This is a genomic window from Marivirga sp., assembly GCF_051117495.1.
Classification (GTDB): domain Bacteria; phylum Bacteroidota; class Bacteroidia; order Cytophagales; family Cyclobacteriaceae; genus Marivirga.
Genome location: NZ_JBNPEF010000042.1, coordinates 21,717 through 47,219, shown reverse-complemented (window position 1 = coordinate 47,219; position 25,503 = coordinate 21,717). Strand labels below are relative to the sequence as shown.

Genomic DNA, 25,503 nt, shown 5'->3' with positions numbered 1-25,503 from the left:
TTTTTTAATTATCTGTGCAAAAAGTGTAATATTGCTCATGAGGGGTTTTTTGGTTTTTGTGTCAACCCAAAATTAATATTTTGGGATAAAACTTAAACCCCTCTCTTTATTTAGGACGGTATTGAATTTAGATAGAATAACTTGAAAAAATATCTACTGATTGTCATTAAAGTATTTGTTACACTACTGGTACTGATATTTTTATACGAAAAAATCAGAGAAGACCAATCAGGTTTTTTAGCTGCATTTCAGTTATTTAAAGATAATCTTGGGGTTTTATTGCTTGTTATACTCTTGATGCCATTAAATTGGCTGATGGAGGTTTTGAAATGGAAATTTTCTATTCAACCCATTACACACATTACTTTTTCAAATGCAATAATTGGAGTATTGGCAGGTGTGGCCATGGGTTTTGTTACTCCCCACGCAATAGGTGATTATTTTGCCAAAGTTTTTTCAATCAGCCATCAAGACCGTAAAAAAGCCTTGGGATTGATTCTCATTTCACGCTTAATGCAAATGTTACCCACTGCATTATTTGGCTTGATTGCTTTTTACATTTATTCGCAAAAAAGTTTGGCTCAAATCGATATCCCAATATCCATTACATATCCTATATTAAGTGTTTTGGGTGTTCTAATTGTCATCATATTTTTAATCTTATTCTTGAAGAGGAAGCATCCTAGAATTAATGATTATGTTCAACCAGTAAAGAGCATGGGATTGAAACTGATCAGTATTTTAGCGGGATTATCATTCTTAAGATATCTGGTTTTTAGTACACAATTTCTACTTTTACTTTCCGTATTGGGCCTGAAACTAAGCCTATTCTTACAGTTTATGGGAATAGCTTTTATGTTTTTAGCGAAATCCATATTGCCCACCTTTAATTTTTTAAGTGATTTAGGGGTTAGGGAATTTAGCGTAGCTTTATTTTTTGATAATTTAGAAGTAGAGGTTGCTTCTATTATTGCATCTGGCTTAATTTTATGGTTGATCAATATTGCTTTACCAGCATTTATTGGCTTGTTCTTCATTCCACAACTTAAATTGAAAAATACGTGATTTTAGCATTTTTTTCATTGGTCATACTCTTTTATGGATTAGCCTTGCTTTTCGCCTCTAAAACATGGAAGAGTTTGCCTGAATTAATTGAAAGTGGGGAACTGAAATCAGTCGCTATATTAATTCCTTTTAGAAATGAATTCGAAAATTTAGATGCTTTACTCAAAAGTTTATCAGCTTTAGATTATCCAAAGGAATTATTGGAAATAATTTTAATAAATGATCATTCTGATGATAATTATAAAAAAGTCATTCAATCTTTTGAATCTAATTTTCCATTTAAGATTACGGTCTTGAATCTTCCTGTCAATTTAGAAGGAAAAAAAATGGCAATATCAGCTGGAATCAAACATTCAAAGGCGGAAATTATTGTGACATCGGATGCGGATTGTATTTTCCCGATTGATTGGGTACAAAAAATGCAGGCACCGTTTGAAATTCAAGATATTCAATTGGTGAGTGGAAGTGTGGTCTTTAAGTCTAATAATATTATCTCAAAAATATTCCAAATGGAGTTTGCCCCTTTGATAGGAGTGGGGGCGGTGAGTATCCACCTTGGTAAGCCTACTATGGCAAACGGTGCTAATTTGGCTTTTCGAAAATCTACATTTGAAGAGATTAAACCTTATACTGATAATTTGACTATACCTTCTGGAGATGATATTTTTTTATTACAAAAAATTAAATCACATTATCCGAATGGGATATTTTTCCAGAAGGAGGCAGTAGTCAAAACCAATCCACCTAAAAATTTCAAATATTTTTTTGCACAAAGAAAACGCTGGGCAGCCAAATGGAGAGCTACAGCTAATATGAATGACAGTTTACCAGCTTTGTCGGTTTGGTCATTTCATTTAATATACATCACAAGTATAATTTTTAGCTTCATTAGCAATGAATTTTTGATTCTTGTACCTATTCTTTCTTTTAAAATCCTATCTGAGGGAATATTTATTTATCTCATTTTAAAATCTCAAAAACAGAGTTTCAATTCATTCGTTTTTGCTGTTTTGCAGTTGCTTTATAGTATTTATGTTGTGATATTTGGTCTATTAGCCAATTTTGGGAGCTATAGTTGGAAAGAAAGAAAATATAATAGTAATGAACGATCAGGAAATTGATTTAATGGATGAATTATATTTTGTGCAATCCTATAAAGAAGTAAAGGATGCTTTGGGGTGGAAAGATGAAAACCTACAAAATCAACTCCTAGGTTTATATAAAAAGGAATTTATCAAAATCTTAATCGATCATGACCAAGATTTTCCCCACAAAATTGAGTCAATTGAATCTGTTCCTTGGAGTAAATTATATTTTTTGGCCACCAAAAAGGGTTTATTGGAACATAATGGATTTTAAATGATTGCTATGAACTTTAAATTTCCGAAAGGATTAAAACCTTATTATAAAAATGAACTAATCGATTTTAGGTCAAATCTTAAATCTAAGCATTATCAAGTAGCTTGGAGACATTTGGAACGAGCCCACATCATTGGACAGGCATTTCCAATTCAGCACTCTTATGTTCATTGGCTAATGTTGAATTTTGGATTTAAGATTAAGGATTTTAAAGAAGTAGTGGGTCAAATACCAAGGCTGTTGGTTGGCGGAGTGAAATCTTTTGTCGGAAAGATTCCAGTTGGAAATACCGGAGGTGCAAATGTACCACCATTGCAACCAATGGAGATTCCTGCTGACTTAAAATTGATATTAGAAAAAGCTTAATTATATGTATGCCATACTCAAATCCATATCAATATTTATTTTAGCAGGCTTATGTGAAATTGGTGGTGGTTATTTAGTTTGGCTCACACTTAGAGAAGAAAAACCTTGGTGGGTTGGAGTCTTGGGAGGAATAATTTTGGTTGGATATGGTGTTGTGGCCACATGGCAACCAGCTAATTTTGGAAGAGTTTATGCGGCCTATGGTGGTATTTTCATCATCATGGCCATAATATGGGGCTGGAAAGTGGATGGTATAATTCCCGATAAATTTGATTTGATTGGGGGCGCAATTGCCTTGTTGGGTATGCTGATCATTATGTATGCCCCGAGAGGAAATTAATAAAGATCTTTATTCTGGTTCAGGCTTCTCGCTTGGGCCAATTAAAAAATTGAAACCTGTCAGGTTATTAATGTTATTAGAAAGATGAAAATACTACCAATTTTAATACTATAATTCACTTAAACCTGACAGGTTTGGGTAAATAACAAGATTGATATTCATTTCACTATTCTTTTTTATTGAATCTATATCGAATACCCCAACTGCCAGTAAAATAAGCCCCATTTCCTTCTCCTAATGGAAAACTAGGGGCAAACTCCATTAAAAACCCAAAATTTTTATTTTCAAAAGGGTAAATATTTAGACCTAAAGGTAAGCCAAAAGTGGCGTAACCAGTTGTTGATCCTAATAATGAAATTCCACTGTAAAACTCATAATCGTTTTTTTCAACCCAATCATAATTAAACATAAGCTTTACGAAAAAATCATCAATAATTGTATTGGGATAAAGTCTTATTTCGGGTCTGAATTTATCTTTTAATTCATAAGCATAGGATACTTCCCCTCCATTTGGTGATTGATGATAACTTACTATAGATTGAGAAAATGAAAAAAATGGTAATAATACTAAGGCTGTTAAGTAAATAAATTTCATTTGGTTCAAATTTTAAGAATGACAAAATATTTCAACTCAAACGATAGTTTAAGTTGAAACATTTTTTTTAATGTTGATTTAATAGTCACAACTACCAATCGGACTGCCAGGAGGAAGAGATGGAATAGGCGCTACATCATACTCCTGGGGAGACTCCATAAAAAGTTTGATTTGATTTACTATCATCTTGTTATGAGTTTTTTTCAAATTGCTATCGCGGTAATTTGGTTTAGCCAGTTTTGAAGAAATATCATTCAAAACCGAAATTAACTCAGCTCTTGCTAAAGGAGATAAATTTCCTTTTTTTATGCTGTTCATTAATTTATTAACAAAAACAGACTGACTGGTTAATTGTATAGCTTCATGATAGTCATTGTTAACTTTTGAATTAAATAAAGTAGCTTGAAAGATTTCCATGGTTTCCTGAATACCCGGAAATTTTTTATCTCTAGCATGATATTCTACCAACCTGCTTAATCTTTGCGGGTGCAACACCAAATCAAAGACCATAGCAGAAGCCTGTTCGGCTACACCAATGGCATCAAAAGTCAATCCTGTTCTTCCATTTAAAAGCTCCCGTCCATCATAATATCCTAAAGGTCTTGGATAAAGTGTATTTAAAAGTTTTTCAGGTAATGCCAAGTTTTCCGGTTTAACTGCATTGGCCAAGCTATTGGTGGCTTCCAATTGCCATTCAGCCGGTACAATCTTCATTTCCTTTAAATTATCATCTCTCATTTTATAGGAATAATCTAAGCCACCAATCAATTTGGATGTGGCCTCTGCTTGGTATCGATGAAGAAAATAAATAGGGATCAACGCTTCCTGTATTTGTGCCAAAGGTCTGTCATATTGTATTACATTTTCCCCAAAACTGGACAGTGCTTTTTGTCTTACATTGAGCAAATGATTAAGCTGAACAGCCGCATCTTTACCATTATCCCATAAATGAGCATAAGGATGAGCTCCACCTGTTGCTCTTGCATCTCTATCCGAAATAAAGCTTAATCCTCTTTCATTGGCTTCTTTTATAATATTATCTAAATATTGCGCTTCATTTTCACCGGTTGGAATCTCTTCATATCCATATCGAATGGCATACTTGTCCCAAAGACCGATATTTTCGGAATAAGCATTTTCCAAAGTAATATTTCCTTTTTCATCTAAATCTACATTTGGGTGCGGATAATCCATTACAGAAGCATCATTTTCAGTACTGGATGCATAGGAGTGAGCCAAACCTAAAGTATGTCCTATCTCATGGGCAGATAATTGTCTGATTCTAGCCAAAGCCATTTCTTCCATGGAATCATTTTTACCTGTCATATCATAAGGTGCTAATAAACCCTCTGCAATTAGGAAATCTTGTCTAACTCTTAATGAACCTAAACTCACATGGCCTTTAATGATTTCCCCGGTTCTAGGATCAGTCACACTGGCGCCATAGCTCCAACCGCGTGATGATCGGTGCACCCATTGAATCACATTATATCTGATATCTAAAGGATCTGCACCTTCTGGCAGTATTTCAACTTGGAAAGCATTTTCATATCCAGCTGCTTCAAAGGCTTGATTCCACCATTTGGCACCATCCAGTAATGCAGACCTTACAGGTTCTGGAGTACCTGGGTCTAAGTAATAAATGATAGGTTCAACAGCCTCGCTTTTTGCCGCTTCTGGATTTTTCTTTTGTAATCTGTGGCGATTAATAAGCCTTTGATTGATGTCTTCCTTAATCGGTACGGCATAATCTTTATAGGTAGTACCAAAATAGCCTGCTCTTGGATCAAATTTTCTAGTTTGGTATCCATCATCTGGTAATTGCACAAATGAATGGTGCTGGCGTACAGTGATATTATCAGCATCAGGCGTAACGGAATATATTTCCCGTCCCTTTGCATCGCCCTTAAAGGAAATCCAGAAATCCAACTCCGTATTTTCAGGAAAATTACCAGCCCCCTCCATATTAAATGCAGAACGACTCTTATCTAAACTATAGTTACCTTCATTTGATTGCTTTAACCTTTTACTGACTCCGTGTGCATCTCTGATAAAAAAATCTGTGGCATCCACTAAATGAGACCAATCATTGGAGGCTTCAATTTCAAATCCATGGATAATGGAATGAGAAAAGGCATCTTTAACAGCTTTTTTCTCTGCCTCATTTTCAGTATCAGCCCTAAATTTATAATTGGGCTCAAAAACCATGATTTTATTACCGATTTTCTCGAATTTGATAATTTTCGAATTGCCAATTTGCCCTCTGTCCAAACCAATGTCATTAGATCCTAAGCCTGCGGAGAGGTAACTCACATAGATTAATTCTTCATTTAATTTATCAATTTCAAGGTATATTTTACCTTTTTCGGCATCCCAATAGTAATTTAGGAATCCGCTGAATTTCTCTTTTCCTTTAATTAATTTATCATATTTAGATAATTCAGGTTCAGTGCTTTGATTACTCTTAAGTGCATTGCATGAAACTGCAATTAGGATAATGAAAATATAGAGATATTGCTTCATGATATTTTTTATTTTCTGAAAGGTAAAAAATTATCTTAAAAAATATAGAAGGAATTATTCAGATGGTCAGTTGATAAAGCAAATTTTAAAACAAATATGTGAATGTAAAAATGGGGTTATCTTTTTATAAACTTTTATTCCCCAAATTTTAAATTCCAATTCAATAAAAGCGCCCCGTTCTAAAAGCCCCGGATAAGGCAACCGGAATTTCGGCCTCAGCTTTAATCACAGTAGCTTTAGCTTTTTGAACACGAGCCAACATTTCTTGTTCCAGTGCGACTGCCATTGCCCTTCTTTTTTCAGCTTTGGCTTTGGCAATATTCAAATCAGCTGAGGCTTGGTCGATTTGCAAAAATGCACCAATATTTTTCCCAATATCAATATCCGCTATATCGATAGACAGAATTTCAAAGGCTGTACCTGCATCCAATCCATCAGCCAACACCTTTTTGGATATGTTTTCCGGATTTTCTAAGACTTCATAATAGGTTTTGGCAGTTCCTATACAGGAAATAACACCTTGACCGACTCTGGCTTTAATGGTTTCCTCTCCAGCACCTCCCACTAATCTTTCCAAATTTGTTCTTACTGTAACCCTAGCAACAGCAATTAATTGAATCCCGTCTAATGAAACACCAGTAATGGCTGGGACAATTATCATATATGGAGTTACCGAAACCTGAACGGCTTGCAATACATCCCTTCCAGCTAAATCAATGGCAGTAGCTTGTTTGAAACTTAATTTTAAATTAGCCTTATCGGCTACAATCAGAGCTTTAATGACATTGGGAAGGTTTCCATTGGCGAGATAATGAGTTTCCATTTCTTCCACTGTTACATCCAATATCCCTGCTTTTGTGGCATTTATCATTGAATTGGCAATGAGCACTGGTGGGACTTTTCTAAATCGCATGAATACCAATTCCAACAAATTGATTCTTACACCTGAAAATATGGCGGTTATCCATATATTAATTGGAAATATGAATAAAAATAACCAAATGCCGACTAAAATGGCAACTAGTAAAACAATTGAATTTAATGCCATTGGGTATCAGCGTTATTATGTGTGTTGAAAGGTAGTGAATTACCATCAGATTTTAACTTGATTGAGTTTATTTTATTTTTATCAAGATATTTCAGTTTATAGTATGAAAAATGATTTGGAGATATTTCACCAAGTGTATTTTTTAATCGATAAAGCAATTATTTTGATCGATAAATATAACTTTCTTGTAAAATTACGTTACAAGTCGTGTACTAAACAATTGTATGAAATGAATAAAGTGAAATCTATTTTTAGGCTGGCGGCCTTGTGTTTAATTTTAAGTGCTGGTTTATTTGCCTGCAAGAGTAGTAAAAAGGTGGCTGATGCATCCAACGCAGATGCAACAGAAGAGCAACAGGAGAAACCTGATGATACTACAGTTGATTTGGAGTCGCCAAGAGATTCTGAAACTGCCAAAAACACAAAAGCATCTGAAGAAGAATTAGCAAGCAAGCTTGATAATTATTTCAATGCTATTGCTAACGCCTCTGACAATACTGCAAAAGCCAATAGTAATATCAATGAAGCGAAATCTATGTTTGCTTCCCCAAGTGTTCCCGTTCTCATTATTATTAATGAATCAGCGGATGGAACAAAGGATTATGATGAGCCTACCAATATTTTGGATTATATGAATTATTTGAAAGATCAAGGAAAGAACCTTAATGATATCTATAAGGTGAAAACCAATGACAGAGGTAGAATTACGGAACTTGAATTGATTCGCAAATAATTAATTGAACTAACATAAAATTTAAAATGATGAATATTATAAAGATAAAATATATAGCTTTTGTAGCGCTTTTGATGGGTTTTTCTGTTGGTGCTTTTGCACAAAGTGATGATGTTTCCCCTCAAAGAAAACAAGCCATTGATTCTTTGGCATTGGAAAAAGTAAGAGATTTGAGCAAGTATATCAGCATCATAGGTGATAAGGAAACTGCATATTCTGAAGCTAATAGGGTAATGGATAGGGCAGAAGAACTATTCGCTCCTGATAGCGAAATGGGCGTTTCTTCTTTAACCACTGAGGAAGTAGAATATTATAAAGTAAGAAAATATTTCGAGCGTTTAATGGCTTTGAATTATGATAATGTGAAAATCAGCTGGTATGATATTCATTATATCAGTGATTTGGAAAAACAGCCTGATGGAAAATATGTGGGTGTAGTTACAGTTTATCAAAGATTCGAGGGAACTTCAGATGATGGACTGAATTATAAAGACACTACCAAAAAAGACATTACCATTTATGTGGAGAAAAAGAAAACTCAAATTTCTGGTAGAACCATTGAGTTTTGGGATGTGATGTTGGGTGATATTCGCGTGACTGAAACCTCTTCATGATACGAATCCTATTTCTAAATTTATTTATGTTTTTAACTTTCAATCTTCCTGCGCAAATAGTGCAGGAAGATGGAAGTACCCGTGATGAGTCTGAGTTGTATGCTTCCACTAAACAAGTCAATCAATTTTTCAGACGGTTTAACGGAGAAGAAAACCAAAAAGGAAAGCGCTATTATGAAAGCGATAAAGAATTTAGAGAAGCTTCATTACGAAAAAATTATCTCAGCTTACTTTTTGATAGGGAAAACCAAAATATTTCCACTGAACAGAAAAAAGACTTTATTAATGATGTAACGGATAAGCGTAATCCTAAATTTCTTGACTTCCATGAAGAAGGCTGGTTTGCCGAGGTCAATGTAGTATTTATGAGAAATGGAAAGGAAGAAAACATTTTGCTTTTCTTTAAAATCCAGGAGGAAAGAGAAGGTTATGAATGGGTTTTAGAACAAGTTTCTTCCGCTCATTACCAAGAATTTTTTGATAAGGATAAAAGTGATGAGAAACCATTTTTACATCCCATGAGCCATGAATTAGATTTTATGAATCTGCATAAATCCTTAAATCAAGAGAATGCTGTGGATTTTACTTCTGATGAATTTGAAGAAGATCCGCTTTCTATTTTTCTGTATGAAATGGCTTCCAATCAAATTGAATTTAAAACGGTTACGGGAAGTAAATTCCACTTCTTTCAATGTGAAGGTTGGTATTTTCAAATCGCAGAATATAACCGAAAAGGTTATAATAGCGGATGGTTGATATCAGACCTAACGCCTATTGAAAAGCAAGATGTCCCAAAATTGAAATCATTTATATATGAAGCTAAATAATTTCATTTTATTTTTTCTAGGCTTGATTCTTCTTCCAAATGTTAAGCTCTCCGCTCAGGATATCGAGGGCTTTGAAAAGCAAGAAATCGAATCTTACCAATCAAAAGCAGAGGACCAAGTTCGTTTTTTGGAATATTTACTCAATACTTTAGGAAGCAAGAATGCTAGTCATCGCGATAAGGATGTTATTATCAGGGAAAGCTATTTGAAGATATTTAGAGACAGTAAAGTCCAAATAGAGGATGACTTGACTGAAAATCGAAATGTGCTCATTAATAAAGATGTTACGGCTTACCTAAAGGATATCGATTTCTTTTTTCAGGATGCAAAATTTGATTTTGATATAAAAGCTTCAGAACCATTTCTGAGAGATAATGGAGGTTTGTCCTTTAAAATAGAATTAAACAGAACCTTGAAAGCTACAGGGATTGAAGGCGAATCTATACTCAACACCAAAACCCGATTTGTGGAAATTAATCTGGATAAAGAATCGGATGAGCTACAGATTGCCAGTATTTACACTACAAAAGTCAGTAGGGATGAAGCCATTAAAGAATGGTGGAATAATCTTTCATTAGGCTGGAAAGACATATTCAAAAAGGAATTTCAGATAGCAGAAGATAGTGTTGAAATGGAGAAATTGTATAAAATAGCCTCTATTGATTCACTCAATTTATCCAATAATGAATTTATTGTGAGCCTGGCGCCACTTAGCTTTTTGGTGGATTTAGAATATGTAAACCTAAGTCACACCAAAATTGAGGATATAGCCCCATTAAGCAGTCTGACAGAGTTGAGACATTTGAATATTTCTCATACCACTATAGAAGATTTGAGCTTTTTGCGATATGCTGAAAACATGGAATATTTAGACATTTCCTTTACACCCATTCAGAATATTGATGAATTGGAAAATCTTAAAGCTTTAAAGGAATTACATTTAAACGGGGCCGATATTAGGGATTTTGAGGTTTTAAAAAATTATACACAGCTAAAAAATCTAGATTTAAGTGAGACTTTCTTTAATTCCCCTGAGATTTTATCGGAAATGGAAAAATTGGAGGAGCTTAATATGTCCAAAAGTAATTTGTCCCAATTGACCGATAAAATGAGTCCAAAAACATTGCAAAATCTTGATATTTCATTTGCTTTTATTTCTGATTTAAGTCCCTTGGAGCATTATCAAAGTCTTCATACTTTGAATATTAACAATACTCAAGTGGAGAGTTTAGAGCCACTTAATAAGTTAAGTTCATTAGAGAAAATATATGCCGATAATACCTTTATAAGTGAAGAAGAACTCAATGAATTTATAGATGAGAATCCCAACAAATTGCTGGTTGTAAATTCGGAGGAAATAATGGAATGGTGGAATAAATTAAGTGTTGATTGGAAATTGGCGCTTTTTGCTTACGTAGATGGAGAAAGAATATCAGATTTTGGAAAAGAACAATTAACGAAATTATTATTAAATGACAGTTTAAGTTTAAATAATAAAGGATTAAATGACCTAAATCCATTGATGAAATTTTCCCGCTTGCGTTATTTATCTGTTTCTAATAACCAAATAAAAAGTTTAAACCCGATTGAAGTTTTAACGACATTGACTGTTTTGGAGGCTGAAAATATAGGCTTAAAATCGGTAGAATCAATCCTTAATTTAAAGAAAGTAAAGAAGCTGAATCTGGCCCAAAATCAGCTTTCTGAAGAGCAATTTTTAGATTTAGCCAAATTGATTAATCTAGTGGATTTAAATGTAGATGGAAATGGAATCAAAAAAGATATTGTTGGCAAATTCTATTCAAATAAGGGATCAAAAGTTAGTATAATATACGATGAAAAAGGAATGCAAGCGTGGTGGAATGGCTTAGATGATACTTGGCAAGCCATTTTTAAATTACAATTTCCGCTTAGTAATCAACCAACTGCCAAAGAATTACATGATTTAACGGCAATTAACAGTCTTGTAATTGAGGATGAAGACATTCAAAATGTAAATCCATTGGCTCAATTTATCTTATTAGAAAATGTTCATTTGAAAAGGGTAGAGATGTTTAATTTGGAAAGCATCAAAGCTATTAAAGATGTTAAAGAATTAAGTATTAAGGAAAGTCCTATAAACGATTTAGAACCTTTTACGCAACTGTATAATTTAGAGAAATTAGTATTGGATTTTTCAGCTATATCCGATCTAAAACCATTGGGGTCTATACAAAGCCTAGAATATTTGAGCTTGGCAGGAACACAAATTAAGAATCTTAAAGGTATCGAGAATTTAATCGGCTTAAAATATTTAGATATTTCTAGTACTCGAGTTAGATGGATTGGTAAACTGGAACTGCTAGATAATTTAGAACAATTCATTTGTTTCAATACCAGAATTTTTGATTTCAGCCTCAATAAATTCAAAGACGAACATCCTGATTGTGAAGTGAGATTTTATTAAATATTCACTCTGTAATAAATAAATCAATTGGAGTTTATATTAATTTATCAATTTCAATAATTTTTGATCCCACCATAATTAATATTTATTTTCATTAAATTCAGCTTTATATAAAGTCTCTAAGCTTAAATCATTGTTCAAATGAAGTATTTACTATTATTAGCTTTGTTCCTGATTTCCTCAGCGGGTTTGGGTCAGAATTCAGTATCTATAATCCCTGCTCCTAATCAAATGAAAAAAGGCCAGGGAGTTTTTCAATTGTTTGCTGAAATAGAAATAAAAGCTGATACAGGACTTGCATTTGAATCAAAGTATTTAAAATCCGTCATTGATAATTACTTTCAAGAGAATGCCTCGAATGGAATTTCAAAAAGAAAAAATGAAATTAAATTATTATTATCCAAAACGGATATTAACAAAGAAGCCTACGAACTAGAAATTAATAACGATAAGATTGTTGTTAGCGCATCAAATAGTGCTGGGATATTTTACGGAATACAATCATTACAACAATTATTAATTACCGCGGATAATGGCAAACTTCCTGAGATGAAAATAATGGACAGTCCAAGATTTGAATGGCGCGGTATGCATCTTGACTGTAGCAGACATTTTTTTAGCGTAGAGGAAGTAAAAAAATATCTCGATTATATGTCAATGTATAAAATGAATAATTTTCACTGGCATCTTACCGAAGATCAAGGCTGGAGAATTGAGATAAAAGCATTTCCCCGTCTTACTGAAATTGGTGCATGGCGTGAGGGCACTATGGTTGGAAAGTATGATAATCAAGAATATGATAGTATTCGGTATGGTGGTTTTTACACACAAGAAGAGATTAAAGAAGTAGTGAAATATGCTCAGGAAAGGCACATTAATGTAGTTCCTGAAATAGAAATGCCGGGACATTCCCTAGCAGCCTTGGCCGCTTATCCTCATTTATCCTGTACAGGAGGTCCTTTTAAAGTGGCAAGAGGTTGGGGAGTTTTTGAGGATGTTTATTGTGCCGGAAATGAGGAAGTATTTGAATTTCTGGAGGCTGTAATGGATGAGGTTTTGGCACTATTTCCAAGTGAATACATCCATATCGGAGGTGATGAATCTCCCAAGAATAGATGGGAAAACTGTGATAAATGCCAAAGAAGAATCATTCAGGAAGGGCTTAAAAATGAACATGAACTTCAAAGCTATTTTATTCAAAGAATGGAACGCTACTTAAATGCAAAAGGGCGTAAAATCATTGGTTGGGATGAGATTTTAGAAGGTGGTCTGGCTCCAAATGCTGCTGTAATGAGTTGGAGAGGAACAGAAGGCGGAATTGCGGCAGCCAAACAATCTCATTTTGTGGTGATGTCACCAGGAAGTCCATGTTACTTTGATCATTACCAAGTTGAAAATATTGAAAATGAGCCATTGGCAATTGGAGGCTATAATCCTTTGCATAAAGTATATGCTTATGAGCCTATTCCAGATGCTCTTAATCCTAGTGAATCAGGCTTTATTTTGGGCGCCCAAGGAAATGTGTGGACGGAATATATGAAAACATTTAGTCAAGTAGAATATATGGCCATACCTAGAATGTTGGCCTTATCTGAAGTTTTATGGTCACAAGTGGAGGTTAAAAATTATGAAGATTTTCTCAACAGATTAAAAATTAACACCAAAATTTTAGATCGCATGGAGGTGAATTATTGTGATCATTTTTTAAATGAAATGAGATGAAATTATATAGAAGAAATTTTTTAAAAACAGGACTTGCAGTGGCATCAGGAATAGCGCTTAGACCATTTAAAGCGTTGTCTAATACAAATTTACAAGCTACTGAAATCACAAAACCTATTGTGTTAAGCACATGGAGGTTCGGTATAGAAGCCAATAATGATGCATGGGGAATTTTAAAACAGAATGGAAGTGCATTGGATGCAGTAGAAAAAGGTGTTCAAAGAGTGGAAGCAGATCCTGAAGAACGTAGTGTGGGCTATGGAGGCAGGCCGGATCGAGACGGAAATGTTACGCTGGATGCTTGTATAATGGATGAAAAAGCCAATATTGGTTCTGTAGCATGTTTGCAACATATAAAACATCCCATTTCAGTGGCCAGAGCAGTAATGGAAAAAAGTCCACATGTTATGCTGGTTGGGGAAGGAGCATTACAATTTGCTATGAGGCAAGGTTTTCCAAAAGAAGATTTATTAACCAAAGCATCTGAAAAAGAATGGAGGGAATGGCTTAAAACCTCTGAGTATAAACCGGTTGTAAATATTGAAAATCACGATACTATCGGGATGATTGCTTTGGATGCTCATGGAAATTTATCTGGTGCATGTACTACCAGTGGCATGGCCTATAAAATGCAGGGTAGGGTTGGTGATTCTCCCATCATTGGAGCAGGCCTATATGTTGATAATGAAGTAGGTGCTGCCGTGGCGACTGGTCACGGAGAAGAAATCATTAGAGTGGTCGGATCTCATTTGGTTGTGGAACAAATGCGACATGGAAAATCACCACAAGATGCCTGCGAAGCAGCAGTTCAATTGATCCTTAAAAAATTTAAAATTAGGCAACAGGATTACTCCGCTACACAAATTGGATTTATTGCGCTAAATAAAGCGGGAGAATTTGGTGCTTACTGTCTTCAAAAAGGATTTAATTTTGCTGTTTTGGATGAGAAAAAAGGAAATAGACTAATTGATGCAGATTATTTAATTAAATAATGATTATAATTTAATGTTGCTTAATTGAATTTTTAATTGGCACCTCTTCACTAATCCTTCCTCAGAAAATGGAGAAATATGGACTATATTAATCTTTGAGGTTATTTTTTATAAGTATTGGATTTATTTCTTTTGATTGTATATCTTAAAAACTAATTGTTTTAAGTTTCTCAATTAGATTGAAATAATATTGAGTTTTATTCGGTTTTTAAAGACGGAAATTATTTTCAATTCCCCATTTATTGACACAAAATTACTTTTATCATTTCTAATTGTTAACTTCACATTTGATTTATGGATACAGCCTTGAACATAGCGAATAGATACGAACTCAAAGAATTGGAGTTAAATGCATTGCTTGAAATTACCCAGGCAATCAATGAGAATTTGCCAGAAGATTCTTTATATAAAATCTATAATTTTACCTTGAGAGCGAATCTAAAGTTAGGAAAATTGATGTTATTAGTTCAAGAGGCAGGCCATTGGGAGGAAAAACTTTCCTTTGGCACCAAAATGAATTATGCTGATGAGGTAAAAAGCGCCAATCAATTAGTCAATAAAAGGCAAATTTTATTTCATGAAGACTTAGTAGATTCACCTTTTGATGAATTTGAAGTAGCCATTCCGGTTTTCCATAAAAATGAATTATTGGCCACAGTGTTTTTAGGAGGTGTAGCTAATACAGGGGAAAAAGAATTAATTGAAAACCATTTGAATTTCATTCAGGCACTGACCAATATCATTATGGTGGCCATTGAAAATAAGAAAATGGCCAGAGAAAGATTACAGCAAGAAGTACTTGCCAAGGAAATGGAAATTGCTAAAAAGGTGCAACAATTGTTATTTCCTAAATCTTTACCTGAAAATGATAATTTCACTATTGATGCACATTATTCTCCACATCATACGGTAGGAGGTGATTATTACGACTGGCTATCTATAGATGAAAATAAGAAAATAGTCTGTATTGCTGATGTATCAGGAAAGGGAGTTCCTGCCGCCTTGCTGATGTCTAATTTTCAAGCATCATTAAGAACGCTGATGAGAAAAACTACAGACTTGGAAGAAGTTATTCATGATTTGAATCTTCAGGTATTTGAAAGTGCGAATGGAGAGAATTTCATTACATGTTTTATAGCACTGATTGATTTGAAAGAAAAAAGACTTACATATGTTAATGCAGGTCACAACCCTCCATTTTTAGTGTCATCGGATGGCAAAATAGAAAAGCTAGAAAAAGGAACATTAGTGCTTGGTGCTTTAAGGGAGATTCCTTTTCTGGAAATCGGGACTACTGCCATAGAAAAGCCTCAAACACTTTTACTTTATACGGATGGTCTGACCGAAGCCTTTAATGAGGATGAAGAGGAGTTTGGACCCGAGCGGGTAATGGAAATTTTAAGTAAATATATTTCAGTTACGCCCAATATGATCTTGACAGCAATTTTGGATGAGATCAATAAATTTATTGGTAAGAGAGCTCTATCCGATGATATTACCTTATTAGCTTGCCAATACCATGTTTGATTGGGCATTTTATAAAACCCCAAGCTTAGTGCAAAGTTTATTTCCTTCCCTAATTTGGAAAATTAATACCTCAGAAAAAGTCATTTATCCAACTTTTGATGATGGCCCCATTCCTGAATTAAGCCCTCAAATTCTGGAAATACTAAATAAATTTGATGCCAAAGCTACCTTTTTTTGCGTTGGGGATAATATTAGAAAACATCCTGAAATTTTTCAAGCTATAATAGCAGATGGTCATTCGGTGGGCAATCATACTTTTAATCATTTAAAAGCCTGGAAAACTAAAGGTAAGAAGTATTTGGACAATGTGCATCTGTGTCAGCAAGAAATAGCAAAACACATGCATCAAGAAAAAATGCTCTTTAGATTTCCTTACGGGCAATTTAATTTGAGAATAGCTCGTCAATTAAAGAAAAATGGTTTTGATTTAATAATGTGGGATGTACTTTCGAAAGATTATAATCCATCCATTTCTGCAAAAAAAATATTGAAAAAGAGTATCCAAAATTCTCAGAACGGTAGTATTATAGTTTTTCATGATAATTTAAAAGCCAAAGATAAAATATTGCAATTCCTACCTTTGTATCTCAAACATTTTTCCGATATTGGATACAAATTTAAAAAACTATGACCTATCTATTCTTAGGCCTATTGATCATTATACTTATTGTAATTTTCATGGACTTAATTTTATGGATGGCATGGAAACCAAAAGAGGAGAACCTTAAGCCTTTTGAAGGCGAATTACCCTTTATTTCCATTTTAATAGCCGTCCGTGATGAAGTTCACACAGTCAATTATGCCCTTAATTCACTTGAAAAGCTTGATTATCCGAAAGATAAGTATGAAGTTTTAATGGGTGATGATGGTTCATCTGATGGCAGTACTAAAATCATGCAAGAATGGGATAAAGAAACAAATAATTTTTTCTACTTCCCTATTAATGATAAGGTGGAGCATTTAGATGCCAAAGCCAATGTTTTGGAACAATTAGCTGAAAAAGCAAAAGGAGAATTCATGATGATTACTGATGCTGATGTAGAAGTTCCACCTAGTTGGTTGATGAAGCAATTGGCTTGCTGGAAAGAAGGTGCCGGAATTCAAAGCGGTTTTACCATCATAAAAGCAAAAGATTTTTTTTCCAGCATGCAGATGATAGACTGGAGTTTGGCGTTGGGAATGGTGAAAATTGTGAGCGGTTGGAAAATTCCAGTTACCGCAGTGGGTAACAATATGATGGTAAGCAAAGAAGCTTACAATAAAGTAGGCGGGTATAAAAATATTCCCTTTTCCGTTACAGAAGATTTTGCTTTATTTCAGGCAGTAGCCAAACAAGGTTATAAATATCAGCAATTGGCCAATGAAGACAGCTTAGTAAGGACCTTTGCAGTAAAAGGGTTTAAAAATTTAATGAATCAGCGCAAAAGATGGATGAGTGGAGCCCTGAAATTACCACCCTTCATGGTAACAGTTTTAGTTTTTCAGGCTTTATACTATCCTGCTATGTTGGCCATGATTTTTGTCAACCCATTTGTAGCCATTCCTTTATTTGGCTTGAAAATTACTTTGCAAAGCTTATTTATAAATAAAATTTTAGAAAGGTTGAATCAATATGTACCTCTTGGCAATCTTTTTATATTTGAATTTTACAGTGGTTTCATTTCTATTGCACTTCTCTTTTATTATCTCTTACCTTTGCCCGTAAAATGGAAAGGAAGAAAATTTGCTAAAGGATGATTGAAACACATGCACATTTATACGCTGATAAATTCGATGAGGATAGAGCGGAAATGATGGAAAGGGCAATGGAGGTAGGAGTCGAGAAATTCTACATGCCCAATATTGACCATGAATCTATTGAACCCATGTTAGAAGTGGAGGCTCAATTCCCCACTACCATCGCCACTATGGGTGTTCACCCTTGCTCCATCGAAAAGCATTTTGAAAAGCAACTTTATGAGATTGAAGATTGGCTTAACAAAAGAAAATTTGTAGCTGTTGGAGAGATAGGCTTGGACTTCTATTGGGATAAAAGTTTAATGAAAGAGCAGAAAGAAGCGCTGAAAATTCAAATTGAATTGGCAAAAAAACATCAAATTCCTATTATTTTACATTGTAGGGATTCATTTGATGAAACTTATGAAATTGTAAAAGAAATGAAGGATGACAACTTAAAAGGAGTCTTTCATTGTTTTACGGGGAATGTAGAAGATGCAAAGAAAGTAATAGATTTAGATTTTTATCTTGGAATAGGAGGGGTGGTCACTTTTAAAAATGGTGGCCTAGCTGAGCATATTCCAGATATTGATATCAATAGAATAGTATTAGAAACTGATGCACCTTATCTGGCACCAACTCCCAAAAGAGGTAAAAGAAATGAACCGGCATTTCTTGATTTGATAGCACAAAGAATTGCGGATTTAAAGCAGATTTCCAAAGAAGAATTGGTTAAAATTACGTCATCAAATGCTAATCAATTATTTGCTTAGATGGAAAAGCCATACAAATTAATACATATAGATACCGCAATACCTAAAGCACCGGAAAGTGCCGTGATGATCATTTATACGGGCGGGACTTTAGGCATGGTTTATAATGAGGAACAAGCATTAGTACCCTTCGATTTTCAAAATATTCTGGATGAAGTGCCTTCACTTAGAAATTTCAACCTGAAAATCACGGTTGCCTCGTTTAATAATTTAATAGATTCTTCCAATGTAAGCCCTAAGCATTGGGATGATATTGCGGGCTTGGTGGAAGATTATTATGAAGAATACGATGGTTTTATAGTAATTCATGGTACTGATACCATGGCTTATACGGCTTCTGCTATTAGCTTTATGTTGGAGGGATTAAATAAGCCTGTTATTTTTACGGGGGCTCAACTACCCATAGGTGCGGCACGGTCGGATGCCCGTGAGAATTTAATTACCGCAATAGAGATAGCCAGCCAAAAATTAAATCATAGACCTATTGTATCAGAGGTATGTATCTATTTTGATAACCTACTATTGAGGGGGAATAGGTCTAAAAAAGTGGAAAGCGTGCAATTTGATGCCTTTCAAAGTGAAAATTATCCAGTTTTGGCTGAAGCTGGAGTCATCATAGAATATAATTTTTCAGCCTTAAGGGCATTCCAAGCAGAAGCTGAACTAAAAGTGAGAAAGAATATTCAACAGGAGGTAGCCATATTAAAGGTATTTCCGGGTATCTCCCAATCATTGGTGGAGGGTATTTTATCCATTAAAGGATTAAGAGGATTGGTTATAGAAACCTATGGCTCAGGAAATGCCCCAACCGAAAAATGGTTTATCGATTGCTTACAAAAAGCCATTGAAAAAGATATTCTGATTTTGAATGTTTCTCAGTGCATGGGAGGGAAGGTGATCCAAGGTCGCTACCAAACAAGCATGGACTTGCAATCCATTGGTGTAATAAGTGGCAGTGATATCACAACAGAAGCGGCCATTACCAAAATGATGTATGTTCTAAGCCATGCTCACACCAAAGAAATGCAACAAAGCTATTTGATTAAGCCACTTCGGGGGGAAATGGAATAATTTAAATATGTTTATACATGGAATAATATAATTATAAACTACAATCATTCTATTTGCAACTGATTTGCATGTTATTATTGGATTATTATTTACCATTTGGCAAAATGGGCTTGCATGAAGAATAAATTATTAATTTATTTGTGCACGTTTGAAAAGAGTTCAATCGATAAATAAGTATTGACAGACAAAGGAGAGGTGCCAGAGTGGTCGATCGGGCTCGCCTGGAAAGCGAGTGTGCCTTCACGGGTACCGAGGGTTCGAATCCCTCCTTCTCCGCATTTTGTTCAATTTTTAGACTTGATATTTTAAATAAATGATTATTATTTAAGTTAAAGGGTTAAAGAATTGCTAAAAAAATTTTCTGTTTGTGGATATTTGTGTAAAATTGGACTTAGTTTCATTATAACTAACATACATTAACTAAAAAAGAAAATTACAAACAACTTAACTATGAAAAAGCTATTTGTTTTAATGATGATGGCCGGAGCTTTAGTATTCGGTTTTAATGGCAATGCAATTGCTCAGGATGAGGAAGCAACCTCTGAAATGGAAAATGACACCACATCAATGGATGGTGACACTACGGAAGCTGCGGCTGATACTTCAATGATGGAAGATGAGCCTGATACTACTGCTACTGCCGTTGTTGATGAAGAAGAAGTGGTAGAAGAGCAAGGCTTTCACCAAATTGTAAAAGAAAAGTTTATCGAAGGTGGATGGGAATTCATGTCAGTAGTATTAATATGTTTAATCTTAGGATTAGCTATTTCTATTGAAAGAATCATCACTTTGAATCTTGCAACAACTAACACTAACAAATTATTGGCCAATGTAGAAGATGCATTGAACCAAGGTGGTGTTGAAGCAGCTAAAGAAGTGACTAAAAACACAAGAGGACCAGTTGCATCTATCTTTACACAAGGTTTGATGAGAATGTCAGAAGGTGTGGAAATGGTTGAAAAATCAGTAATTTCTTATGGTTCAGTTGAAATGGGTCGTTTAGAAAGAGGTTTGGTTTGGATCTCATTATTTATCTCATTGGCTCCAATGTTAGGTTTCATGGGTACTGTAATCGGTATGATTGGTGCTTTTGATGCTATTGAAGAAGCAGGTGATATTTCTCCATCTTTGGTTGCCGGTGGTATTAAAGTAGCCTTATTAACAACTGTAGGTGGTTTGATTGTTGCGGTTATCTTACAATTATTTTACAACTATTGCGTTTCTAAAGTAGATTCTTTAGTAAACCAAATGGAAGATGCTTCTATTGCTTTGGTTGATATTTTAGTAAAACACAATCTTACTAAGTAAGTTTAACCTTTAAACTTTAACTAAATGGAATTTGTTGATATAATGTTATACGGCTCATATTTATTGGTAATCGTTGCTGCTTTGGGAGCAATTGTTTTACCACTAATTAATGCGCTGGATAATCCAAAGAGTCTTATAAAGTCTGCTTTGGGTATAGTGATAATCGGTGCAATTTACTTGATCAGCTGGGGAGTTTCCGGTGATGAAGTAACTGCTAGGTACATAAAATTTGATATTACGAGTACCTCATCTCAAGTAATAGGTGGAGTGTTAATTACTACTTATTTATTGATGGGTATAGCAGTAATATCTATTATATATTCTGAAATCAGAAAAATTTTAAACTAATGGCTAGAAGTAAAGGAAGAGCAACATCAGAGGTGAATGCCGGTTCAATGGCCGATATAGCATTCTTATTGTTAATATTCTTTCTTGTAACTACTACCATTGCATCTGATAAAGGTTTGACTTTGACTTTACCTCCCGAAAAGGATGATGCTGATCAAGTGGATGTTGAAATAAGAGAAAGGAACCTATTTAAGGTGGCCATTAATTCAGCAGATAGACTTTTAGTAGAGGGCGAGCGTTTGGATGATTATACGGAGATAAAAGATATGTTAATAGAACATATTTTGAATCCAAGTGAAAATCCTGAATTAGCGGAAAGTCCACAGGATGCAATTGTTTCCTTTAAAACAGATAGAGGAACAAGTTATGAGATTTATATCAATGTATTAGATCAGCTGCAAGGTGCATATTATCAGATTTATGCTGATAGAGCGGGCATTACAGCTGAGGAATACAGAGCGTTGAATAGGAAAGACCCTAAGGAAGAGGCACTTTATCAAAGAGGTAAAGGAGAAGGTGATGACGAGATTCCAATGGCGATTTCTATTGCAGAACCAACTAACATAGGAGGATAAGTTATGTCAAAGTTTAAGAAAAAAACAAGTGCAAGTCAGGATATTCCTACCGCTGCATTACCGGATATTATTTTTATGCTCCTATTCTTTTTCATGGTGACTACGGTATTACGTGAAACCGAAATTAAGGTGGAACAAAAAATACCTAAAGCTGAACAATTGAAGAAGATTGAAAGAAAGTCTTTGGTAAGTTATTTATACATCGGTAAACCAAAACAAACAGAGAAGTTTGGGGGCGAGGCGAAAATCCAAGCCAATGATGTATTTATTGAGCCAAGAGATGTTCTTTTGTGGGTTGCAAAAGAAAAAGATAAATTGTCAGAAGCTGAACGTGATAAAATTACAATAGCATTGAAAGTGGATAGTGAAGCTAAAATGGGTATTTTATCCGATGTTCAACAAGAATTAAGAAAGGCAAATGCACGTAAGTTGATGTATAATACTTTAAAATTGACCAATAGAGATAAAGAAAATTCTTTATTGTAAAATTCTATAAATCAATTAAAACCTCATTCCCAATTGTGGAATGAGGTTTTTTTTATGTCTGAAGGACCTAATCTTAATCCTATATAATTGAAGCTAAATAACGCTAAAACCATAAATGCATGGTGCATGTACGACTGGGCCAATTCAGTCTATGCCATTGTTATTAAATCATCTATTTTTCCAGTATTTTATAATACCGCCACACAGAATGCCTTTAATGGCGATATAGTTGATTTTTTTGGCTTCCAATTTGTAAACACTGCTTTATATTCTTTTGCTATATCATTTAGTTTTTTAGTGGTTGCCATTATTTCTCCTTTACTTTCAGGAATTGCGGATTATTCTTCTAGCAAGAAAAGCTATATGAAATTCTTTACTTATTTAGGAGCAACATCCTGTATAGGTCTGTTCTTTTTTACTGGTGAAAATGTTGAATGGGCTATTATTTGTTCAGTATTCGCAAGTATTGGCTATACTGGGAGCATAGTATTTTATAATTCATTTTTGCCTATTATAGCTACACCTGATAGACATGATATGATCAGTGCAAAGGGATTTTCATTAGGTTATATTGGTAGTATTCTCTTATTAATAATTAATCTTATCTGTATATCAAATCCTCAATGGTTTGGCTTAGACAATACGGTCTTGATTGCACGCTTTTCTTTTTTAACTGTTGGTTTATGGTGGATGGGTTTTGCTCAAATTACCTTTAAATCCTTGAAGGAATCTAAAAGAAGTATTGACTATTCAAGATCCATTATCATTAATGGTTATAGAGAAATATATAAAGTCTTCAAAGAGCTTAAATCCCAACCTATATTAAAATATTATCTAACTTCCTTTTTCTTTTATAGTATGGGGGTACAAACGGTCATGTACATGGCCGCATCTTTTGGAAGTAAGGAACTTAATCTCCTGGGAAACAAATTAATTTTGACCATCATTATTATTAATGCATTGGCAATTATTGGGTCTTATGCTTTTGCTTACCTGTCTAAGAAACGAACTAATAAGTTTTCCTTAATGAATATGTTGGCTATTTGGGTGGGTGTATGTATTTATGCTTATTTTGTATATACTGATTATCAGTTTTATATCTTGGCTTTTGTTGTTGGTTTAGTCATGGGTGGTATTCAATCTCTATCAAGAAGTACTTATTCCAAAATAATGCCACAAAACACCCCCGACAAAGCGTCCTATTTTAGTTTTTACGATGTAACGGAAAAATTAGCAGTCGTAATTGGCACCTTCTCTTATGGATTTATAGAACAATGGACGGGAAGTATGCGGAATAGTACAATTGCGTTAGGTCTATTTTTTGCGGTGGGCATAGGCTTTTTGCTAATGGTTCGTATTCCTTCATCCTTAAATTTTAAGAAAGCTTAATCATTATTGATTTTCAGCCTTCTGCATTTTTTCTTCCATCATTTTTTCTTTTCTTCTCATCTCTTCTTGCGTGGCTTCTAACTCTTCCATATTTTGACGAAGCTCTTCTTCCTGAGCCCTCATTTCTTCTGCTTGCTGTTGCATTTGCTCCAATAGAATTCTAGTTTTTTCATTATTTTGAGTAGTAGCTATAGCTGAGGCAACATACTCACCTGCTTTCTCCAAAAATTTAACTTCATGCTCTTCGAATTTCCTAAAAGAGGCCAGTTCTATTAAAGACTGTACCTCATCATTATACATCATAGGGACAATGGCCAAACAAGTTGGGGTAGCATCACCTAAACCAGATTTTATAAAGGTATAATCTTGTGGAATTTCCGTTAATAATAAAGTTTCTCTTTCTCTATATGTTTGACCAATTAATCCTTGGCCTATTTCAAGTTTTTTATTTAAAAATTTACGTCTGTCAAAAGCATAAGCTGCTGAAAGTTCTAAATATTTATGTTTGGAATCTTCTTCATCTTGTACCAGAATAAAAAGACTGCCTTGTTGAGCTCCTAAATATTGTGTGAGGTATTTAGTGGATTCAAATGTTAGTTGTTTGGTGTCTTGCTCACTGTTACGTATAATTTCACTTAATTTTGAAAGCCCCTCTGTTGACCATATTCTCTTTTTATTCTCTATATCGGCCAGTTCCATTTGCTTTTTCATTTCAATCAATTGACCAGCAAGGTTCTTCTTGTTTAAATCCCTGTTTTCATCAGTCATACCTTCCCATTTGACATCAAATTCACCAGAAGCTACCTTTCTTACGTAATGTGCTGCTTTTTTAAGGTTTTCGATTGAACCGTTTAGTATTTTGGCCGCACCTCTAAATTGAGTGTCACCATCATTAAATAAATATTTTTTATTGTTTTCCCTAAGGTTGATTAACAATGCAGTTCTATTTTTTTCATCCCTTCTAAGCTTAATTATAATGAAAATTAAAGTGGGTAAGCCGATTAATAACAATAATAGCTGTACAATAGTATTTTGAAAAATAGCCCTTTCATATCGAGCTTGTGCTTTGGCTACCAACTCATCTTCAAATTCATATAATCTGGAAGTAAATGCTGCGTTTATAGGCCAGAAAGTCCTTCCAAAATCATCTTTCAATATTTCTTTATAGCCTTCCAGATCATCATTTTTCAAAAGCTTGACCATTTCTTCGTACATATCAGCATACTTTTTAAAGCCAGCTTTTAATTTGGGGTAATTTACAGGATCTGAATATCCTTGAATGGAAAATAAACTATCTAATGTTTTAAAATTTTCTCTGTTTTCTCTTCTTGCATCCGCTACACTCCAAAATAAAAAACCATCTTCCCTCATTAATGCATAACCTCTGCCACTAATATCCATTTGTCGAATATTAAGTAATGTGTTTTCAGAAACCCTTACTACCATATCAGCTTGTTCTTGGGTTTCCAAAGCATCACTCATTACTTTTTTATTATAAAAGGAAAGGCTAACACTCAATAAAATCAATGCTGAAACCGTATATATGGCAATGGATATCAAGTGTTTATTTAAAAATTTCCTCATAATTCTTAAAAAATTTATATGATTAACTACATTAAATTATAATTAAATTTTGGTAAAACAAAGTGCTATTTCATATTAAAGAAATTGACTGTTGTG

General features: G+C 34.1%; 25 protein-coding genes and 1 tRNA gene. 22 read left to right on the top strand and 4 right to left on the bottom strand.

Going from position 1 to position 25,503, the window contains the following annotated elements; genetic code table 11:
• Window positions 1–141 precede the first annotated feature (141 nt).
• The 5 genes from ACFE0M_RS18595 to ACFE0M_RS18575 are packed head-to-tail and all read left to right on the top strand — an operon-like array spanning window position 142 to window position 3,130.
• On the top strand, window positions 142–1,065 hold the full coding sequence (locus tag ACFE0M_RS18595; protein ID WP_434547297.1) for a lysylphosphatidylglycerol synthase domain-containing protein: 924 nt from the start codon (window positions 142–144) through the stop codon (window positions 1,063–1,065).
• A complete protein-coding gene (locus ACFE0M_RS18590) occupies window positions 1,062–2,186 on the top strand; it encodes a glycosyltransferase (RefSeq protein ID WP_434547296.1) in 1,125 nt (374 codons plus the stop codon). Before ACFE0M_RS18595 ends, ACFE0M_RS18590 begins: the two co-directional genes overlap by 4 nt.
• The gene (locus ACFE0M_RS18585; protein ID WP_434547295.1) at window positions 2,167–2,424 is read left to right on the top strand and encodes a hypothetical protein; all 258 of its coding nucleotides are present in this window, start codon (window positions 2,167–2,169) and stop codon (window positions 2,422–2,424) included. Before ACFE0M_RS18590 ends, ACFE0M_RS18585 begins: the two co-directional genes overlap by 20 nt.
• Window positions 2,425–2,433: 9 nt before the next feature.
• Window positions 2,434–2,790 carry a DUF3703 domain-containing protein gene (locus tag ACFE0M_RS18580; protein WP_434547294.1) on the top strand — a complete coding sequence of 119 codons (357 nt, stop codon included), beginning with the start codon at window positions 2,434–2,436 and terminating at the stop codon, window positions 2,788–2,790.
• 4 nt (window positions 2,791–2,794) lie between these two features.
• The gene (locus ACFE0M_RS18575; RefSeq protein WP_434547293.1) at window positions 2,795–3,130 is read left to right on the top strand and encodes a YnfA family protein; all 336 of its coding nucleotides are present in this window, start codon (window positions 2,795–2,797) and stop codon (window positions 3,128–3,130) included.
• 166 nt (window positions 3,131–3,296) lie between these two features.
• Here the strand turns inward: ACFE0M_RS18575 and ACFE0M_RS18570 are convergent, their stop codons facing one another.
• The 3 genes from ACFE0M_RS18570 to floA all read right to left on the bottom strand — a co-directional run bounded on the left by ACFE0M_RS18570 (window position 3,297) and on the right by floA (window position 7,296).
• A complete protein-coding gene (locus tag ACFE0M_RS18570; protein WP_434547292.1) occupies window positions 3,297–3,725 on the bottom strand; it encodes a hypothetical protein in 429 nt (142 codons plus the stop codon).
• A 78-nt stretch (window positions 3,726–3,803) separates the two neighbouring features.
• Entirely contained in the window at window positions 3,804–6,248 is a 2,445-nt protein-coding gene (locus ACFE0M_RS18565) for a zinc-dependent metalloprotease (protein ID WP_434547291.1), read from the bottom strand.
• A gap of 160 nt (window positions 6,249–6,408) precedes the next feature.
• Window positions 6,409–7,296 (bottom strand): flotillin-like protein FloA, encoded by an 888-nt coding sequence (gene floA, locus ACFE0M_RS18560; RefSeq protein WP_434547290.1) that lies wholly within the window; start codon window positions 7,294–7,296, stop codon window positions 6,409–6,411.
• A 229-nt stretch (window positions 7,297–7,525) separates the two neighbouring features.
• On the opposite strand from floA, the gene ACFE0M_RS18555 reads away from it, so the two are divergent.
• From ACFE0M_RS18555 to ACFE0M_RS18475, 17 genes are all read left to right on the top strand, one after another.
• Window positions 7,526–8,029: a nucleoid-structuring protein H-NS gene (locus ACFE0M_RS18555; protein ID WP_434547289.1), complete on the top strand. Its 504-nt coding sequence runs from the start codon at window positions 7,526–7,528 to the stop codon at window positions 8,027–8,029.
• Window positions 8,030–8,103: 74 nt separating this feature from the next.
• Entirely contained in the window at window positions 8,104–8,643 is a 540-nt protein-coding gene (locus ACFE0M_RS18550) for a hypothetical protein (RefSeq protein ID WP_434547298.1), read from the top strand.
• 26 nt (window positions 8,644–8,669) lie between these two features.
• Window positions 8,670–9,470, top strand: a complete 801-nt coding sequence (locus ACFE0M_RS18545; protein ID WP_434547288.1) for a hypothetical protein — start codon at window positions 8,670–8,672, stop codon at window positions 9,468–9,470.
• Window positions 9,457–11,916 carry a leucine-rich repeat domain-containing protein gene (locus ACFE0M_RS18540; RefSeq protein WP_434547287.1) on the top strand — a complete coding sequence of 820 codons (2,460 nt, stop codon included), beginning with the start codon at window positions 9,457–9,459 and terminating at the stop codon, window positions 11,914–11,916. Before ACFE0M_RS18545 ends, ACFE0M_RS18540 begins: the two co-directional genes overlap by 14 nt.
• 141 nt (window positions 11,917–12,057) lie before the next feature.
• Window positions 12,058–13,638 carry a beta-N-acetylhexosaminidase gene (locus ACFE0M_RS18535; RefSeq protein ID WP_434547286.1) on the top strand — a complete coding sequence of 527 codons (1,581 nt, stop codon included), beginning with the start codon at window positions 12,058–12,060 and terminating at the stop codon, window positions 13,636–13,638.
• The gene (locus ACFE0M_RS18530) at window positions 13,635–14,630 is read left to right on the top strand and encodes an isoaspartyl peptidase/L-asparaginase family protein (RefSeq protein ID WP_434547285.1); all 996 of its coding nucleotides are present in this window, start codon (window positions 13,635–13,637) and stop codon (window positions 14,628–14,630) included. The genes ACFE0M_RS18535 and ACFE0M_RS18530 overlap by 4 nt, the downstream gene beginning before the upstream one ends.
• Window positions 14,631–14,924: 294 nt before the next feature.
• Window positions 14,925–16,157, top strand: a complete 1,233-nt coding sequence (locus ACFE0M_RS18525; RefSeq protein WP_434547284.1) for a GAF domain-containing SpoIIE family protein phosphatase — start codon at window positions 14,925–14,927, stop codon at window positions 16,155–16,157.
• A 28-nt stretch (window positions 16,158–16,185) separates the two neighbouring features.
• Window positions 16,186–16,788 (top strand): polysaccharide deacetylase family protein, encoded by a 603-nt coding sequence (locus tag ACFE0M_RS18520; protein ID WP_434547283.1) that lies wholly within the window; start codon window positions 16,186–16,188, stop codon window positions 16,786–16,788.
• 47 nt (window positions 16,789–16,835) lie between these two features.
• Window positions 16,836–17,894, top strand: coding sequence for a glycosyltransferase family 2 protein (locus ACFE0M_RS18515; RefSeq protein WP_434547282.1), 1,059 nt, complete (start codon window positions 16,836–16,838; stop codon window positions 17,892–17,894).
• Window positions 17,891–18,646: a TatD family hydrolase gene (locus ACFE0M_RS18510; RefSeq protein ID WP_434547281.1), complete on the top strand. Its 756-nt coding sequence runs from the start codon at window positions 17,891–17,893 to the stop codon at window positions 18,644–18,646. Before ACFE0M_RS18515 ends, ACFE0M_RS18510 begins: the two co-directional genes overlap by 4 nt.
• Window positions 18,647–19,717, top strand: coding sequence for an asparaginase (locus ACFE0M_RS18505; protein WP_434547280.1), 1,071 nt, complete (start codon window positions 18,647–18,649; stop codon window positions 19,715–19,717). It abuts the gene before it with no gap.
• 189 nt (window positions 19,718–19,906) lie between these two features.
• Window positions 19,907–19,993: transfer RNA gene (locus ACFE0M_RS18500), tRNA-Ser, on the top strand.
• A gap of 174 nt (window positions 19,994–20,167) precedes the next feature.
• Window positions 20,168–21,025 carry a MotA/TolQ/ExbB proton channel family protein gene (locus ACFE0M_RS18495; RefSeq protein ID WP_434547279.1) on the top strand — a complete coding sequence of 286 codons (858 nt, stop codon included), beginning with the start codon at window positions 20,168–20,170 and terminating at the stop codon, window positions 21,023–21,025.
• 24 nt (window positions 21,026–21,049) lie between these two features.
• Window positions 21,050–21,373, top strand: coding sequence for a hypothetical protein (locus tag ACFE0M_RS18490; RefSeq protein ID WP_434547278.1), 324 nt, complete (start codon window positions 21,050–21,052; stop codon window positions 21,371–21,373).
• A complete protein-coding gene (locus ACFE0M_RS18485) occupies window positions 21,373–21,948 on the top strand; it encodes an ExbD/TolR family protein (RefSeq protein ID WP_434547277.1) in 576 nt (191 codons plus the stop codon). The genes ACFE0M_RS18490 and ACFE0M_RS18485 overlap by 1 nt, the downstream gene beginning before the upstream one ends.
• Window positions 21,949–21,951: 3 nt before the next feature.
• Complete coding sequence (locus ACFE0M_RS18480) at window positions 21,952–22,434, top strand: ExbD/TolR family protein (protein ID WP_434547276.1); 483 nt, start codon at window positions 21,952–21,954, stop codon at window positions 22,432–22,434.
• Between the two features lie 87 nt (window positions 22,435–22,521).
• A complete protein-coding gene (locus ACFE0M_RS18475) occupies window positions 22,522–23,823 on the top strand; it encodes an MFS transporter (protein WP_434547275.1) in 1,302 nt (433 codons plus the stop codon).
• Between the two features lie 3 nt (window positions 23,824–23,826).
• On the opposite strand, the gene ACFE0M_RS18470 is transcribed toward ACFE0M_RS18475, so the two are convergent.
• Window positions 23,827–25,407, bottom strand: a complete 1,581-nt coding sequence (locus tag ACFE0M_RS18470) for a GAF domain-containing protein (protein ID WP_434547274.1) — start codon at window positions 25,405–25,407, stop codon at window positions 23,827–23,829.
• Window positions 25,408–25,503: the final 96 nt, after the last annotated feature.